The organism is Micromonospora sp. WMMD734, assembly GCF_049178975.1.
GTDB classification, from domain to species: Bacteria; Actinomycetota; Actinomycetes; order Mycobacteriales; family Micromonosporaceae; genus Micromonospora; species Micromonospora wenchangensis.
On the sequence record NZ_JBMHMK010000001.1, the window covers coordinates 5,646,248 to 5,661,037 of the forward strand.

Below are 14,790 nucleotides of genomic sequence, written 5' to 3' on the forward strand. Positions count from 1 at the left end.
CGGCGATGTACTCCTGGATCTGGCGCAAGCTGCCCTTCGGGCTGCCCGGCAAGCTGCTCGGCTCGGTGCTGATCGCCACCGCGACGGTGGCGCTGCTCTGGTACGTGGTGTTCCCCTGGGCCGAGCCGCTGCTGCCCTTCGACGACGTGCAGGTCACCCAGGACTCCGGCAATCCGGGCGGCGACTCCGCCGTCGACCCGGACGCGCCGGCCGGTGACGGGCACGACCTGCCGTACGACACCGACCAGAACAACACCCCACCCGCCCCCTCCCCAAGCCGGTGAGCCCATGCGTGTCCTCGTGATCGACAACTACGACTCCTTCGTGTTCAACCTCGTGCAGTACCTGGGGCAGCTCGGCGTGGAGTGCGAGGTCCGGCGCAACGACGAGATCGCCGTCGCCGAGGTCGGCCGGGTCGGCGCGGCCGGCATCCTGCTCTCGCCGGGGCCGGGCAGCCCGGACCGCGCCGGCATCTGCCTCGACGTCATCCACCGGTACGCCGGCGAGCTGCCGATCTTCGGCGTCTGCCTGGGCCACCAGGCGATCGGGGAGGCGTTCGGCGGCACCGTCACCCGGGCGCCCGAGCTGCTGCACGGCAAGACCTCCGAGGTGCGACACCACTCGGTTGGGGTGCTGGCCGGCCTGCCCGACCCGTTCACCGCCACCCGCTACCACTCGCTTGCGGTGCTACCCGAGACGCTGCCCGACGAGCTGGAGATCACCGGCTGGACGGCCTCCGGTGTGGTGATGGCGATGCGGCACCGGACGCTGCCCATCGAGGGGGTGCAGTTCCACCCGGAGTCGGTGCTCACCGAGGGCGGCCACCTGATGCTGGCCAACTGGGTCGCCGCCTGCGGCCACCCGGAGGCGCTGGAACGCGCCCCGGAGCTGGCCGCCGAGGTCGACGCCCGCCGCCGGGCCGCCTTCGCCACCCTCTGACGGGTCGCCGCGCCGGCTCCCGTCGTGTCCGCCGCGTCCCGTCGGCAGATCCGTGCCCGCCGTCCCCGACGGATGTCCGTCCCGACCCGCGCCCGCCGTGGCTCCCGGAAGAGGCGGGCCCGGCCCCTACGGACCGGGCCCGGCACGACGGGCGATACGGGTCAGTCGTCGTTGCTGCGGAACGGTGGGGTGGGTAGCGGGAACCCGCCCCCCGTGCCGTCGCCGGGCGGCGTGGTGGTCGGCGCCGGCGTGGTCGGCGCCGGCGGCGTCGGCGACTCGGTCACCTCCGGCACGCTCACCACGATGGTGACCGTACTTCCCTTGGCCTTCTTGGTGCCGGCCTTCGGGTTCTGGCTCTGCACCTTGCCGGCCTCGTCGGCCGGAACCTCCGAACCGAGTTCCGGGTTGACCTTGAAACCGGCGTTCTCCAGGGTCCGGGTGGCCTCCGTCTGGCTGAGGTCCTTGACGTCCGGCACCTCACGGACGTTGCCCCGGGAGACGGTGAGGGTCACCTCGGTGCCCTCCGGCACCTTCTCGCCCTCGGGCGGGGCGACGTCGAGGACGATGTCCTCGCTCTCCTCGCTGTCCTTCGTCACCACCTTGACCCTGAACTTCTCGTCCTTGAGCCGGGTCTCGGCGCTCTCGACCTTGCTGCCCTTGAGGCCGTTGGGGATGCTGACCTCGGGCTTGCCGCCGCAGAGGCTCACCGTCACCTGGCCGTTCTCCTCCAGCGCGGTGCCGGCCGGCGGGTCCTGCCTGACCACCGTGCCCACCTTGCAGGTGCTGTCGAAGACCTGGTCGCCGGTCGCCGGCACCAGGCCGGAATTGCGGATCTCGGCGAACGCGACGTCCTGCGTCTTGCCCGCCAGGTTGGGCACCGGGCTCTTCTTCGGCTCCTGGCCGTTCATCAGCAGCGCCGCGACCAGGGCGATCACCGCCAGTACGCCGACCGCCGCGAACGCCGCGATCACCCAGGCCGAACTCTTGCGCCGCTGCGGGTCGCCGACCCGGGCCGGAATCTGCCGGGTCTGCTGGCCGACGACCTGGGTCGGGTAGCCGCTCGCCGCCGCGGCCATCGGGGTCGTCTCGTCCTGGCTCAGGACGGGGGTGGCCATCACCGGCCGACCGGCGGCGGCGCGGAGCAGGTCGGCCCGCATCTCACCGGCGCTCTGGTAGCGGTTGAGCGGGTTCTTCGACAGTGCCTTGAGCACGATCGCGTCGATCGCCGGGGTGACGTCCGGGTTGATGTCGCTCGGCGTCGGCGGGGCCTCCCGCACGTGCTGGTACGCCACGCTGACCGGACTGTCGCCGACGAACGGCGGGTGGCCGCAGACCAGCTCGAACAGCACGCAGCCGGCGGCGTACACGTCGGAGCGGGCGTCGACGGCCTCACCGCGCGCCTGCTCGGGGGAGAGGTACTGGGCCGTGCCGATCACCGCGCTGGTCTGCGTCATCGTGGTGGCACCGCTGGCCAGCGCGCGGGCGATGCCGAAGTCCATCACCTTGACCTGGCCGGTCTGGGTGAGCATCACGTTGCCGGGCTTGATGTCGCGGTGGATGATCCCGTGCCGGTGGCTGAACTCCAGGGCCGCGCACATGTCGGCGCAGATCTCCAGCGCCCGGCGCGGCTGGAGCCGCCCCTCGACGCCGAGGACCTCCTTGAGGGTCCGCCCGTTCACGAACTCCATCACGATGAACGGGAGGGTCTCCCCGGTCGGGGCGGTCTCCTCACCGGTGTCGTAGACGGCGACGATCGCCGGGTGGTTCAGCGAGGCGGCGTTCTGCGCCTCCCGACGGAACCGCATCTGGAAGGTGGCGTCCCGGGCCAGGTCCGTCCGGAGCATCTTGATCGCGACGTCCCGACCGAGCCGGAGGTCCCGACCGCGGTGCACCTCGGCCATGCCGCCGTAACCGAGCAGCTCGCCGACCTGGTACCTGCCACCGAGCAGGCGGGCCTGGGCTGTCATCGCGTTCGTCGTCCTTCGCTCGTCGTCGTCTCGCCGGCATCCGGTCCGAGCCGTACCACCCGACGGTACGACGTCCCGGCCGGATCGTCGCGTCCGAGGGCACTCAGCGCGCCGGACGTCGTGCCCGACGTACCGGGGTCGCCGGTGCTCGTCCGCTGCCGCGCCGCGTAGGCGAGCACACCGGAGCAGACCAGCACCAGCACCGCCAGCAGGATCGCCAGGGTCACCATGCCGGACCGGGAACGGGCAGGTGGGGCGGGGGGTGGCAGGGGCTGTCGGGCGTACACGGGCCGGTCGGCGCGCAGCTGGGCGGGCGGCACCGAGGCCGCCCCCCGGAGCTGCTGCGGATAGGGCCGGGTCATCGGGGTGGCCTGGACCGGCGGACGCTGCGGGGTCACCGGCGGCTGCGGGTGCCGGGCCGCGACCGGCGGCCGGGCCTGCCCACCCATCGGCGGCCGGGCCTGCCCACCGACCGGGGGCCGCGCCTGCCCGCTCACCGCCGGCCGGTGCGGGTGCGCCGGCACGCCGGGCTGCTGCCGGGGTACGCCCGGCACCTGGGCGCGGGCCATCGGGCCGGCCGGGGAGGCCGGTGCCCCGGAGACCGGGCCACCGGAGACCGGGCCGGGATGCCCACCGTTACCGGCGCGGGCCTGCTGGGAGAGGGCCTGCTTGGCCTGCCGGGCGACGGAGGCCAGGGCGGCGGCGCTCGGCCAGCGGTGGCCCGGCTCCTTGGCCATTGCCCGCTCCACGATCGCCTTGACCTGCGGCGGAATGTCGCCGGGCAGCGGCCGGGGAGTGTCCCGCACGTGCTTCATCGCGATTTCGAGCGGGTTGTCCCCCTCGAAGGGCCGCCGGCCGGCGAGGCACTGGTAGGCCACCACACCGAGCGCGTACACGTCGGAGGCGGGCGTGGCGGTGGCGCCGGTGGCCTGCTCGGGGGAGATGTACGAGGCGGTGCCGAGCACCGACCCGGCGGCGGTGAGCTGGCCGACCAGCTCGGACCGGGCGATGCCGAAGTCGGTGAGCACCAGCGTGCCGTTCGGCCGGACGAGCAGGTTGCCCGGCTTGACGTCGCGGTGCACGATGCCCTTCTCGTGGGCGGCGTGCAGGGCGTCGGCGGCCTGGGCGAGCAGGGCCATCGTCCGGGCCGGGGTGAGCCGGCCGACCCGGCTGAGCGTCGCCGACAGGGCGTCACCCTCGACGTACTCCATGACCAGGAAGGCGATCTGCTGGTCGCTGCCGAAGTCGTAAACGTCGACCACGCCGGGGTGGTTGATGGTGGCCATGGTGCGCGCCTCGCCGCGGAAGCGTTCGGCGAAGCCGGGCTCGTCGAGCAGCGCCGGGAGCAGGCTCTTCACCGCCACCGTACGGCCCAGCACCTGGTCGGTGCCGCGCCAGACGTCGCCCATGCCGCCGCTGGCGATCCGCTCGTCGAGACGGTAGCGGTTGCCGAGCTGCACCCCGGGGCTGAGCATGTCAGCGGCCCCCCGCATCGGCGATGGCCGCCTGCATGATCTTGCCACCGATCCGGGCGGCCTCGGCGCTGCCGCCGCTGCCGGCCTGCTCCAGCTCCACGCAAACCGCGGAGACGGCGTTGCCGTTCTTGTCCAGGGCGAAGCCGATGAACCAGCCGTGGTCGGGCCGGTCCGGGGCGGACTGGGCGGTGCCGGTCTTGCCGCCGACGGTGTAGCCGTCGATGGCCGCCGAACTGCCGGTGCCGTTCCTCACCACGCTGACCATCATGTCCCGCAGGTCGTCGGCGACCTGGCCGCTGACCGGCTGGCGCAGCTCCCGGGGCTGGGCGTTGTAGTAGCTGGTGGTGCGGTCCGGCCCGAGCAGCTGCTTGACCAGGTAGGGACGCATCTGCCGGCCCTTGTTGGCGACCGAGCCGGCGATCAGCGCCCCCTGCAACGGGGTCATCCGCACGTTGTTCTGGCCGATCGAGGACTGGGCCAGCGCGGCCGGGTCGGTGCCGCCGTCGGGGTTCTGCATGTCGCCGGTGCGGCTGGCCGCCACCGGCAGGCCCCCCTCGCCGAGCTGCCCGACGGTGAGGTCGTCCTGCTCGAAGCCGAACTGGCGGGCCTTCTCCTTCACCGTGTCCGCGCCGAGCCGGACGCCGAGCTGGGCGAAGCCGGTGTTGCACGACTCGGTGACCGCGTCGATCAGGGTGACCTGCGCCTCCGGGCAGATCGACGCGGCGGCGTTGCGGATCGGCGTGCCCGAGGTCGGCGGGGTCCAGCTCGCCCCGGCCGGGATCTCGGTGTCCTTGCCGACCCCGTTCTCCAGCGCGGCGGCGGCGATCACGATCTTGAAGGTGGAGCCGGGCGGCAGGACCTCCGACAGCGCCCGGTTCTTCAGCGGGCCGTCCGGGTCCTGCTCGTACTTGTTGTAGGCCGCCGAGGCCACGTTGGTGTCGTGGTCGGCCAGCGGGTTCGGGTCGAAGCCGGGCATCGAGACGAGCGCCTGAATCGCACCGGTACGCGGGTCGATGGCGATCGCCGCGCCCTTCTTGACCCCGTTGCGGTTGTTACGCAACTGCTCGTAGGCGGTGTCCTGGGCGCGCTTGGAGATGCTCAGCAGCACGTTGCCGCCACCGCTCTCGTCGCCGGTGAACATGTCCTTGATCCGGTTGCCGAGCAGGGCGTCGCTGGTGCCGGCGAGGAAGTCGTTCTCCAGCCGTTCGATGCCGGTGTCGCCCAGGTTGACCGGCTTGTAGCCGAGCACGTGCGCGTACTTCGACCCGCCGGGGTAGGTGCGCTGGAACTTCAGCTTGCCGCCGGTCTCCTTGCTGGTGGCCACGGCGGTACCGCCGGCCTCGATGTTGCCCCGCCGACGCTCGTACTCGGCCACCTGGACCCGGCCGTTGTAGTCACTGTTGCGGTACTCGTCCGCCTTGTACGCCTGGATCCAGTTCAGGTTGGCGAAGAGCAGCCCGAACAGGACCATGACGACGACGCCGACGCGGCGCAGGGGCGCGTTCACGGGCGGATCACCTCCGTGGGAGCACCGTGCAGCTGTTCCGGCGGCCCGCCACCGGGCCGGCCCGCCGGGCCGCCGCCCTGGGCCACCGGCCGCCGGGCGGCGTCGGAGATGCGCAGCAGCACCGCGATGAGCAGCCAGTTCGCCATCAGCGACGAGCCACCGGCGGACAGGAACGGGGTGGTCTGACCGGTCAGCGGGATGAGCTTGCTGATCCCGCCGACGATCACGAAGACCTGCAGGCCCAGGGTGAAGGCGAGCCCACCGGCGACCAGCTTGCCGAACGAGTCCCGCACCGCCAGCCCGGCCCGTAGCCCCCGCTCGACGATGAGCAGGTAGACCACCAGCAGGGCGGTCAACCCGAACAGGCCGATCTCCTCACCGATGCCGGCGAAGATGAAGTCGTTCTGCACCTCGGGGATCTCCAGCGGCTCCCCGGCGCCCGGCCCGGAGCCGAACAGGCCACCGCTGCCCAGGCCGAGCAGCCCCTGCACCAACTGGTAACCCCGGTCGTACGGCTCGGCGAACGGGTCGAGCCAGATTTCGGCACGGGTGTAGAAGTTGGCGAACGGCCCACCCACCGTGCCGCCGAGCACGTACGCGAGGTAGGCGCCGCCGAAGAAGAGGACCAGACCGATCAGCAGCCAACTGACCCGTTCGGTGGCGATGTAGAGGGTCACCACGAACATGCCGAAGTAGAGCAGCGAGGTGCCGAGGTCCTTCTCGAAGACCAGGACCAGCAGACTGATCATCCACACCCCGAGCACCGGGCCGAGATCCCGCCCGCGCGGGAAGTCGATGCCGAGGATGCGGCGGCTGGCCAGTGAGAGCACCTCACGCTTGCGGACCAGGTAGTAGGCGAAGAAGACCAGCAGCGCCAGCTTGGCGAACTCACCGGGCTGGATGCTGAACCCGCCCACCCTGATCCACAGCTTCGCGCCGTTGATCTCGGAGAACCGGCCGGGCAACACCGCCGGGATCATCACCAGCACGATGCCGGCCAACCCCAGGGTGTACGCGTACCGGGAGACCGCCCGGTGGTCGCGCATCAGCACCAGCAGGCCGGCGGCCAGGATCACCGCCGCCAGCGTCCAGGCCAACTGCCGCCCGCCGGTGCCGGCGAAGATGGCGAGCGTCTCCCGCTCGGCCGGGGCGGCCTTGCCGAGGTCGAGCCGGCGCAGGAAGCCCACCCCGATGCCGTTGAGCAGGGCGACCGCCGGGAGCAGGGCCGGATCGGCGAACGGCGCCCGCCACCTGATCACCAGGTGCATCCCGAGGAAGACCAGCCCGAGCGCGGCGGCAGGCATCCAGAAGTCGCGGGTGACGGTGTCGAGCAGGTTCGCCTCGACGATCGCCCCGTACGCGGCCACCAGCACCATCGCCAGCACCAGCAGGGACAGTTCGGCGTTACGCCGGGACCGCGACAAACGTACGCCGGGCCGCTCGCCCGTCGTGGCGGGCGAGACTACCGGGTGGGCCGCTGCGGTCAAGGAGGTGTCCCTCGGATCTCAGCCGACGGTCACTCGGGCGACCGGCAGCCCGCCGGGTCTCCGGCCGGCGGAACCGCGTCGGAGGCCGAGGCGTCGGGTGTGGTGGGCGGCGTGGGAGTGCCGTTGGCACCCGGGACCCCGGTCACGTCAGGGCTGGGTGAGCCCGGGACGACCGGCGTCGACGGGTTCGCCGGCACAGGTGAGCCGGTGACCAGCGACGGCACCGGCGGGCAGACCGGCTTCAGGTTCGGGTTGGTCGGGGTGTCGCTGGTCAGCTCGGCCAGCCGGCGCAGCGCGTCCGGTCGGCTCTTGGCCTGGATGCCCTGCTTGACCTGCTCCTGGGCGGCCGGGGTGAGGTCGTCGAGCTTGGCCTGGCTGGTCGAGTGCACGCTGGACAGGTCGAGGCCGACCACCTGGCCGGGGACCCCGCGGAAGACCGCGAGCTGCCCGCTGTCGGTCGCTCCGACGTAGTACTGCCGCTGGGTGTAGCTCCACCCGGCGAAGAGGCCGCCACCGAGGATGACCAGCAGGGCCGCCAGCATCGCCGCGGTGCGCAGCGGCCGGCGCGGGCGCTCCGGGTCGTCGTCCCGGTTGGCCGCCGGCTCCTCCGGCGCGGGCGGACGCGGCGCGGACAGCGCCGACGCACGGGCGGCCGGGGTCGAGTCGTCGGCGGCGGTGGCCATGCCCCGGTCCCGGGCCGCGGCCCCGCCGACGATCGGGCTCGCCTCGACGATGTCCTGGTCGGTGGCGTCCGCGATGATCACGGTGATGTTGTCCGGGCCGCCGCCGCGCAGGGCGAGCTGCACCAGCCGCTCGACGCACTGCTGCGGGTCGGTGTACTCCCGGAGGCTGTCGCCGATGGTCTCCGCGCTGACCACACCGGAGAGGCCGTCGCTACAGATCAGGTAGCGGTCCCCGGGCAGCACCTGCCGGACGCTGTATTCCGGGTCGATGTCCCGGCCGTCGAGGGCGCGGGTGAGCAGCGAGCGCTGGGGGTGGCTGCTCGCCTCCTCCGCGCTGATCCGCCCCTCGTCGACGAGCATCTGGACGTAGGTGTCGTCCTTGGTGATCTGGGAGAACTCGCCGTTGCGCAGGAGGTAGGCCCGCGAGTCGCCGATGTGGACCATGCCGAGCTTGCTGCCCGAGAAGAGGGTCGCGGTGAGCGTGGTGCCCATCCCCTCCAGCTGCGGGTTGGCGTCCACGGTGTCGCGGAGCTGCTGGTTGGCGGTGCCCACGGCCGATCGCAGCGCGTCGACGAGCGCGTCCCCCGGGACGTCCTCGTCGAGCGGCGCCATGGCACCGATGACGATGTTGCTGGCGACGTCACCGGCGGCCATGCCGCCCATGCCGTCGGCGACGGCGAGGAGCCGCGGCCCGGCGTAGACGGAGTCCTGGTTTCCGTCTCGGATCAGACCGCGGTCGCTGTGGGCCGCATAGCGCAGGGTCAGAGTCATGGCCGTAATTCGAGAGAGGTGCGGCCGATGCGGATCGGCACGCTGAGGGGGACGGGGGTCGGTCCGGTGACCTTAGCGCGATCGAGGTACGTGCCGTTAGTCGAACCGAGATCCTCGACGAACCACTGCCCGTCCCGGGGCACCAGCCGGGCGTGCCGGGCTGATGCGTAGTCGTCGGTGATGACGAGGGTGGAGTCCTCGGCCCGGCCGATGGTGATCTGCGCTTCGCCGAGGGTGATCCGGGTGCCGGCGAGCTGGCCGGCGGTGACCACCAGCTGGTGGGCCGCCCGCCCCCGTTTCACCTTCGCCGGCTTCGCCGGCGGCTGCTGGGTGGCGGCCCCGACCGTGCGCGGCGCGGCCACCAGCCGCCCCGACCGGGCACCCGCGAAGAGATCCCGACGGATGACACCGACCACCGTGAACACGAAGATCCACAGCAGGATGAGGAACCCGAACCGGGCGACGGTGATGACGAGTTCCGGCAAGGCGGGTCAGCCGTCCACGCGGAAGGTCAGCGTCGTGGTGCCGAGCTGGATCATGTCGCCCGGGTTCAGGGCGACCGCCGAGACCCGCTGGCCGTTGACCATGGTGCCGTTGGTCGACCCGAGGTCGGTCAGCACGACCTGGCCGCCGTCGAAGTCCAGCCGGGCGTGTCGCCGGGAGATCCCGACGTCGGGCAGGCGCAGGTTGGCCTGGTCGCCCCGGCCGATCACGGTCGAGCCCATCTGCAACGGATAGGTACGGCCGTCGCCGGAGACCAGCCGGACGTTGCGCGCACCGCCGCCGTGGCCGGGCGGCGGCCCGTAGCCGCCCCCCTGGTCGTACGACGGGTAGGCCGGCGGGCCGGGGTCGTAGCCGCCGGGGGAGGAGACCGGAGCGACCTCGCCGCCGGTGTAGACCTCGGCGGTGACCCGGAACATGCCGGTGTCCAGCCCGTCGCCGCGCTCGACCTCGACGATCACGTCGCCGTAGACCGTCCACGCCTGCTCGCCGATGAACTCCGCCTGCGACTGGGCCAGCTCCTGGGCCAACGCGGCGGCGTACGGCGCCAACCGGCTGTGGTCGTACGGGGAGAGATCGATCACGTAGCGGTTGGGCACCAGGGTGCGGCCACCAGCGAGGATGGCCTTGTGCGCCTCGGCCTCCCGCTGCATGGCGTTGAGGATCTCCACGGGGTGGACCACCCCTTTGAAGACCTTGGCGAAGGCCCCTTCGACCAGGCCTTCCAGACGCTTCTCGAAGCGTTGCAGCACGCTCACCGGCTCCTCCTCGGGTCCCGAGGACATGATGGTATCTGGACGGCGCGCGTGCAGCTCGCGCGCCGCTCGGCCACCGCGCGGCGGCCCGTTCGGAGCGGCCCCCACGCCCGTGCTACTCTTTCGTCCGCCACGAAGGGTGACCGCTCGCAGGAACGGTAACCGGTCGAGGCGAGACCGCAGGACCGGGTAGCATGTTGCCGGCCCGCCGGAGACGGCGAAGTCGACATGTGACACCGCGTTCGACGGTTGTGCCACGGGGATGTGGCGGAATGGCAGACGCGCACGGTTCAGGTCCGTGTGTCCGAAAGGACGTGGGGGTTCAACTCCCCCCATCCCCACCACCAGATGAGGGCTCCGCAGCTGCGGGGCCCTCACTTCGTATCGGGGCGTAGCGGACGTCAGGCTATGCTCCGATGGTTTTTTCCAGCCTCCTACCTTGACCAGGAGTGTCGTGTGAGTGTCGCGTTGGTGACCGGGTCGGGCGGTCTGATCGGTTCCGAGGCGGTCCGGCACTTCGCCGGGCTCGGCCTGGACGTGGTCGGCATCGACAACGACATGCGGCAGGAGTTCTTCGGCGCCGAGGCCTCGACCGCGTGGAACGTCCGGCGGCTGACCGACGAGCTGGGGTCGGCGTACGCGCACCACAGCATCGACATCCGCGACCGGGACAGCCTCGGCAAGCTCTTCGCCCGGTACGGCCGGGACATCGCCGTGGTGATCCACACCGCCGCCCAGCCGTCGCACGACTGGGCGGTGCGGGACCCGTTCACCGACTTCGACGTCAACGCCGGCGGCACCCTCAACATCCTGCAGAACGTGCGCGAGCACTGCATCGACGCGCCGGTGATCCACTGCTCGACCAACAAGGTCTATGGCGACCGCCCCAACAGCCTGCCGCTGGTGGAGCAGGAGACCCGGTGGGAGATCGAGCCGGGGCACCCGTACGAGCAGGGCATCCGCGAGGACATGTCGATCGACGCCTGCCTGCACTCGGTCTTCGGGGCCTCCAAGGTCGCCGCCGACGTGATGGTCCAGGAGTACGGCCGCTACTTCGACATGCGGACGGCCTGCTTCCGGGGCGGCACGCTGACCGGCCCGGCGCACTCGGCGACCGAGCTGCACGGCTTCCTCGGGTACGTGATGCGGGCCAACATGGAGCGCCGCACCTACAAGATCTTCGGTTACCAGGGCAAGCAGGTCCGGGACGCGATCCACAGCTCGGACGTGGTGTCGGCGTTCGAGGCGTTCTTCCGGGAGCCCCGCTCGGCGGCGGTCTACAACCTCGGTGGCGGCCGGCACTCCAACACCTCCAACCGGGAGGCGTTCGCCCTGGCCGAGCAGATCACCGGCCAGGAGATGATCACCGAGTACGTCGACGCGAACCGGATCGGCGACCACAAGTGGTGGATCGGCTCGAACGAGGCGTTCCAGGCCGACTACCCGGGCTGGAAGCAGGTCTACGACGTACCCATGATCATGCGGGAGATCTACCAGGCCAACGTCGACAAGTGGGTGCCGGGAGCATGACCGCCCAGGGCAAGCGCAACGTCCTCGGCGTCCTGGTCGACGCCACCGACTACGCCTCGGCGACCGAGCAGGTGGTCGCGGCGGCCCGGGACCGCCGGCCGCTGGCGCTGACCGCGCTGGCCGTGCACGGGGTGATGACCGGGGTGCTCGACCCGGCGCACAACGCCCGGCTCAACTCCTTCGACGTGGTCACCCCGGACGGCCAGCCGGTGCGCTGGGCGCTCAACCTGCTGCACCACGCCGGCCTGGCCGACCGGGTCTACGGCCCGACGCTGACCCTGCACGTGCTGCGCCGCTTCGCCGACGAGGGCCTTCCGGTCTACCTGTACGGCTCGACCGAGGAGACGCTGGCGAAGCTGCTCCCGGCGTTGGAGCGGATGTTCCCGGCGCTGAAGATCGCCGGGGTGGAGCCGTCGAAGTTCCGTGCCGTGCAGCCCGGCGAGGACGTCGAGATCGCCGACCGGATCCGGGCCAGCGGCGCCCGGCTCGTCCTGGTCGGTCTGGGCTGCCCCCGCCAGGAGGTCTTCACGTACGCGATGCGGCCCCTGCTGGACATGCCGCTGATGGCCGTCGGCGCGGCCTTCGACTACCACGCCGGCCTGCTCCGGCAGCCGCCGCCGTGGATGCAACGGGCCGGGCTGGAGTGGTTCTGGCGGCTCGGGTTGGAGCCGAAGCGGCTCTGGCGGCGGTACGTCATCCTCAACCCGGCCTACCTGACCCGTCTCGCCGGCCAGAAGACCGGCCTGTGGAAGGCCCGGCCGCCGGCTCCAGCCACCGAACGGCCGGCGACCTTCGCGGTCTGATCCGTCCACTGCGGACGACCGGCCGGGACGACGAACCGGCCGGTCCGGTGCCGTTGGGCCGACCGGTCGGGGCACGGCCACCCCTACGGGATGCTCCGGGGTGGGAACAGGGGCCTGTCCCGGATTCGCCGCCCTCCGTTGTGGGCAAGGCTGTATCCATGGATGGGCATCTCGTCGTGCTGCTGTCGATCGCCGCCGTCTGGCTCGCCGCCGGCGTCGTCGCGGACGGACTACCCCGGCTGGACCGGGCCCGCGCCCTGCGCCGGCGTACCGGATGGCTGCTCGCCCTCTCGGTCGCCGGACTGGCCCTGACCGCGACGGTGTTGGCCGCCGGCACGATCAGCGGCGGGGACACCCCGGTCGACCGGGCCGCCGGGCAGCTTCCGCTGGTGGCGGTGCCGGCACTCGCGGTGGCCGCCTGCACGGTGCGCCGGGTCCGCCGGCTGCGGGCCGGGGCCGGCGCGTTCACCGCCGCGCCGGAGACCCCCGCGCCGTACGGCCTGCGGGCCGCCGCCGGGCACCCACTGATCGGGCTGCCGTTGCAGGTGACCGCGTTGGCCGCCGTGCCGGGCCTGTTGCGGGCCGGCGGGCTCGACCTGAGCGCCGGCAACGGGGTGACCGGGGTGGCGCTCACCGTCGGCGGGTTGGCCGTCCTCGCCATCGGGGTCCGCCACGGCCTGCGGCACAACCGGCTCGCCGAGCGGACCCTGCCGGGTGCCCGCCCCGCGCTGGCCGGGCTGCCCGCCTCATCGGCTGCGGCCGGCTCCCTGCACGTATAGCAGTTCCAGGATCGCCCGGGTCGCCTCGAACCACCGGTCCAGCCAGCCGGGCGGCGGGACGCTGCCCTTCGGCGGCAGCTCCAGCAGCAGTCCGCGCAGCAGCGGGTGGTCGATCATCGATTCGGGTGCCTCGGTGAGCCAGACGTCCCGGGCGGGCGACGGCTCGGCGAGCAGGTTGGGGTCGATCGACATCGGCGGCCCGACCTGTTCGGGCGCGGTGACACCGTCGTGATCGAAGTCGATGTCACCGGCACCCACCTCGGTGAGCATCGTGTCGCGGCGGACACTGCGGTACTTGCCGCCGAAGCGCTCGGCCCGGCCCGGGCCGTGGGTGAGGTTGTCTGAGCCGATCGTCGTCATCTGCGTATCGCCTGCCTCGCTCGGTTGCCGCCGTCTGCGGCGGATCGTCGACCAGCGCCGTACCGAGGGTTCAACGACCCGGGGCGCGAGTGGCGACGGGCCGGCCGGGGAGTGTCCCCGACCGGCCCGCGGTCAACGCCACGCTGCGTTGGTCAGTGTTGGCCGAACGCGCCGTTCCGAGCGTCGGCGACGAAGGCGTTCCATTCCCCGGGGGCGAATACGAGGGCGGGACCTGTCTTGTCCTTCGAGTCCCGTACCCCGACCGCCCCGATCACGTAAGCCACCTCGACGCAGTTGTCACAGTTCGGCCCACTTTTTGAGCTCTTGAACCAGGTTGCCTGCGTCAGGTCCTCGGGGAACCTCTTGGTCGCCATTTCCACAACGGCTCCTCTGCCAGTTCTGCGATGTGTGCTATGGACTCCTCGGGCTGCCTGGCTGCTGCTCGAATGTGATCGAAGATGAAGCTGTACTTCTGTAGCTCGTCGCTCTTCTCCAGGAAGAGCCCACCCGTGGCGTTCTCCGCGTACACGACATCCGGATCAACCGATTCGGGAAAGCTGAGAATGGTGAACGTCCCGTCCATGCCGGCGTGCGCCCCCACCTCGAAGGGCAGGACCTGCAACGTCACGTTCGGCAGTTCGGCCACCTCCACCAGCCGCCGGAGCTGGTTACGCATCACCGCGTCACCGCCCACCGGCCGACTCAACACCGCCTCATCGAGCACCACCCAAAGATCGACCGGATCGTCCTGGGTCAACAACGACTGACGGCCCAGTCGGACACGCACCCGTTGCCGCACCTGGTCGGCGGTGAAGTCCGGACGGGCCGCCTGGATCATCGCGCTGGCGTACTCCTCGGTCTCCAACAGACCGGGCACGACCTGCTGTTCGTACGCCCGGATGTGGCCGGCCGCCGCCTCCAGGCCGACGTACGCGCCGACGAGCACGGTGCTGTAGGGGTGCCACCACCCCTTCTGCCGCGCCTCGCGGGCGATCTGCACCAGTTCCTCGCTCTCCGCGCCGACCACCCCGTAGATGCGGAGCATGTCCCGCACGTCGCGGGGCGTCGCGGAGGTGTGCCCGGTCTCGATCCGCGAGATCTTGGAGGCGGAGCACTCCAACTGCTCGGCGACGACCTCAATGGTGATGCCGGCCCCGTCGCGCAGGCGGCGCAGCTCGGCCCCGAGCCGACGACGCCGGATGGTGGGACTCCGCCGTTCGCTCATCGCATCGC

15 protein-coding genes and 1 tRNA gene are annotated in these 14,790 nt (G+C 71.7%); 6 read left to right on the forward strand and 10 right to left on the reverse strand.

The window, feature by feature from the left end; translation table 11 throughout:
• Positions 1 to 5 precede the first annotated feature (5 nt).
• Together ACN267_RS24430 and ACN267_RS24435 are read left to right on the forward strand one after the other, a co-directional pair.
• The gene (locus ACN267_RS24430) at positions 6 to 284 is read left to right on the forward strand and encodes a hypothetical protein (protein ID WP_204958426.1); all 279 of its coding nucleotides are present in this window, start codon (positions 6 to 8) and stop codon (positions 282 to 284) included.
• Between the two features lie 4 nt (positions 285 to 288).
• A complete protein-coding gene (locus ACN267_RS24435; protein WP_421489731.1) occupies positions 289 to 939 on the forward strand; it encodes an aminodeoxychorismate/anthranilate synthase component II in 651 nt (216 codons plus the stop codon).
• A 161-nt stretch (positions 940 to 1,100) separates the two neighbouring features.
• On the opposite strand, the gene pknB is transcribed toward ACN267_RS24435, so the two are convergent.
• The 7 genes from pknB to ACN267_RS24470 are packed head-to-tail and all read right to left on the reverse strand — an operon-like array spanning position 1,101 to position 10,115.
• A complete protein-coding gene (gene pknB / locus ACN267_RS24440; protein WP_421489732.1) occupies positions 1,101 to 2,906 on the reverse strand; it encodes a Stk1 family PASTA domain-containing Ser/Thr kinase in 1,806 nt (601 codons plus the stop codon).
• Positions 2,903 to 4,381, reverse strand: coding sequence for a serine/threonine-protein kinase (locus tag ACN267_RS24445; protein ID WP_204958937.1), 1,479 nt, complete (start codon positions 4,379 to 4,381; stop codon positions 2,903 to 2,905). Before ACN267_RS24445 ends, pknB begins: the two co-directional genes overlap by 4 nt.
• Position 4,382: 1 nt before the next feature.
• Positions 4,383 to 5,888 (reverse strand): peptidoglycan D,D-transpeptidase FtsI family protein, encoded by a 1,506-nt coding sequence (locus tag ACN267_RS24450; RefSeq protein WP_281901542.1) that lies wholly within the window; start codon positions 5,886 to 5,888, stop codon positions 4,383 to 4,385.
• Complete coding sequence (locus tag ACN267_RS24455) at positions 5,885 to 7,375, reverse strand: FtsW/RodA/SpoVE family cell cycle protein (RefSeq protein WP_372445970.1); 1,491 nt, start codon at positions 7,373 to 7,375, stop codon at positions 5,885 to 5,887. The genes ACN267_RS24450 and ACN267_RS24455 overlap by 4 nt, the downstream gene beginning before the upstream one ends.
• 29 nt (positions 7,376 to 7,404) lie before the next feature.
• The gene (locus tag ACN267_RS24460) at positions 7,405 to 8,829 is read right to left on the reverse strand and encodes a PP2C family protein-serine/threonine phosphatase (RefSeq protein ID WP_204958422.1); all 1,425 of its coding nucleotides are present in this window, start codon (positions 8,827 to 8,829) and stop codon (positions 7,405 to 7,407) included.
• Complete coding sequence (locus ACN267_RS24465; RefSeq protein ID WP_204958421.1) at positions 8,826 to 9,314, reverse strand: FHA domain-containing protein FhaB/FipA; 489 nt, start codon at positions 9,312 to 9,314, stop codon at positions 8,826 to 8,828. The genes ACN267_RS24460 and ACN267_RS24465 overlap by 4 nt, the downstream gene beginning before the upstream one ends.
• 6 nt (positions 9,315 to 9,320) lie before the next feature.
• Positions 9,321 to 10,115 carry an FhaA domain-containing protein gene (locus ACN267_RS24470; RefSeq protein WP_204958420.1) on the reverse strand — a complete coding sequence of 265 codons (795 nt, stop codon included), beginning with the start codon at positions 10,113 to 10,115 and terminating at the stop codon, positions 9,321 to 9,323.
• Between the two features lie 228 nt (positions 10,116 to 10,343).
• Here ACN267_RS24470 and ACN267_RS24475 point away from each other — a divergent pair.
• The 4 genes from ACN267_RS24475 (at position 10,344) to ACN267_RS24490 (ending at position 13,197) form a co-directional block, all read left to right on the forward strand.
• Positions 10,344 to 10,429, forward strand: a tRNA-Leu gene (locus tag ACN267_RS24475).
• 64 nt (positions 10,430 to 10,493) lie between these two features.
• Entirely contained in the window at positions 10,494 to 11,615 is a 1,122-nt protein-coding gene (locus ACN267_RS24480; RefSeq protein WP_421489733.1) for an NAD-dependent epimerase/dehydratase family protein, read from the forward strand.
• Positions 11,612 to 12,418 (forward strand): WecB/TagA/CpsF family glycosyltransferase, encoded by an 807-nt coding sequence (locus ACN267_RS24485; protein ID WP_204958418.1) that lies wholly within the window; start codon positions 11,612 to 11,614, stop codon positions 12,416 to 12,418. The genes ACN267_RS24480 and ACN267_RS24485 overlap by 4 nt, the downstream gene beginning before the upstream one ends.
• A gap of 158 nt (positions 12,419 to 12,576) precedes the next feature.
• Positions 12,577 to 13,197: a hypothetical protein gene (locus ACN267_RS24490; protein ID WP_421489734.1), complete on the forward strand. Its 621-nt coding sequence runs from the start codon at positions 12,577 to 12,579 to the stop codon at positions 13,195 to 13,197.
• Here the strand turns inward: ACN267_RS24490 and ACN267_RS24495 are convergent.
• From ACN267_RS24495 to ACN267_RS24505, 3 genes are all read right to left on the reverse strand, one after another.
• On the reverse strand, positions 13,165 to 13,557 hold the full coding sequence (locus ACN267_RS24495; protein ID WP_421489735.1) for a hypothetical protein: 393 nt from the start codon (positions 13,555 to 13,557) through the stop codon (positions 13,165 to 13,167). The genes ACN267_RS24490 and ACN267_RS24495 overlap by 33 nt on opposite strands.
• Positions 13,558 to 13,709: 152 nt before the next feature.
• Positions 13,710 to 13,931 (reverse strand): DUF397 domain-containing protein, encoded by a 222-nt coding sequence (locus tag ACN267_RS24500; protein WP_091253343.1) that lies wholly within the window; start codon positions 13,929 to 13,931, stop codon positions 13,710 to 13,712.
• A complete protein-coding gene (locus ACN267_RS24505) occupies positions 13,901 to 14,782 on the reverse strand; it encodes a helix-turn-helix domain-containing protein (RefSeq protein WP_204958415.1) in 882 nt (293 codons plus the stop codon). The genes ACN267_RS24500 and ACN267_RS24505 overlap by 31 nt, the downstream gene beginning before the upstream one ends.
• Between the last annotated feature and the right edge of the window lie 8 nt (positions 14,783 to 14,790).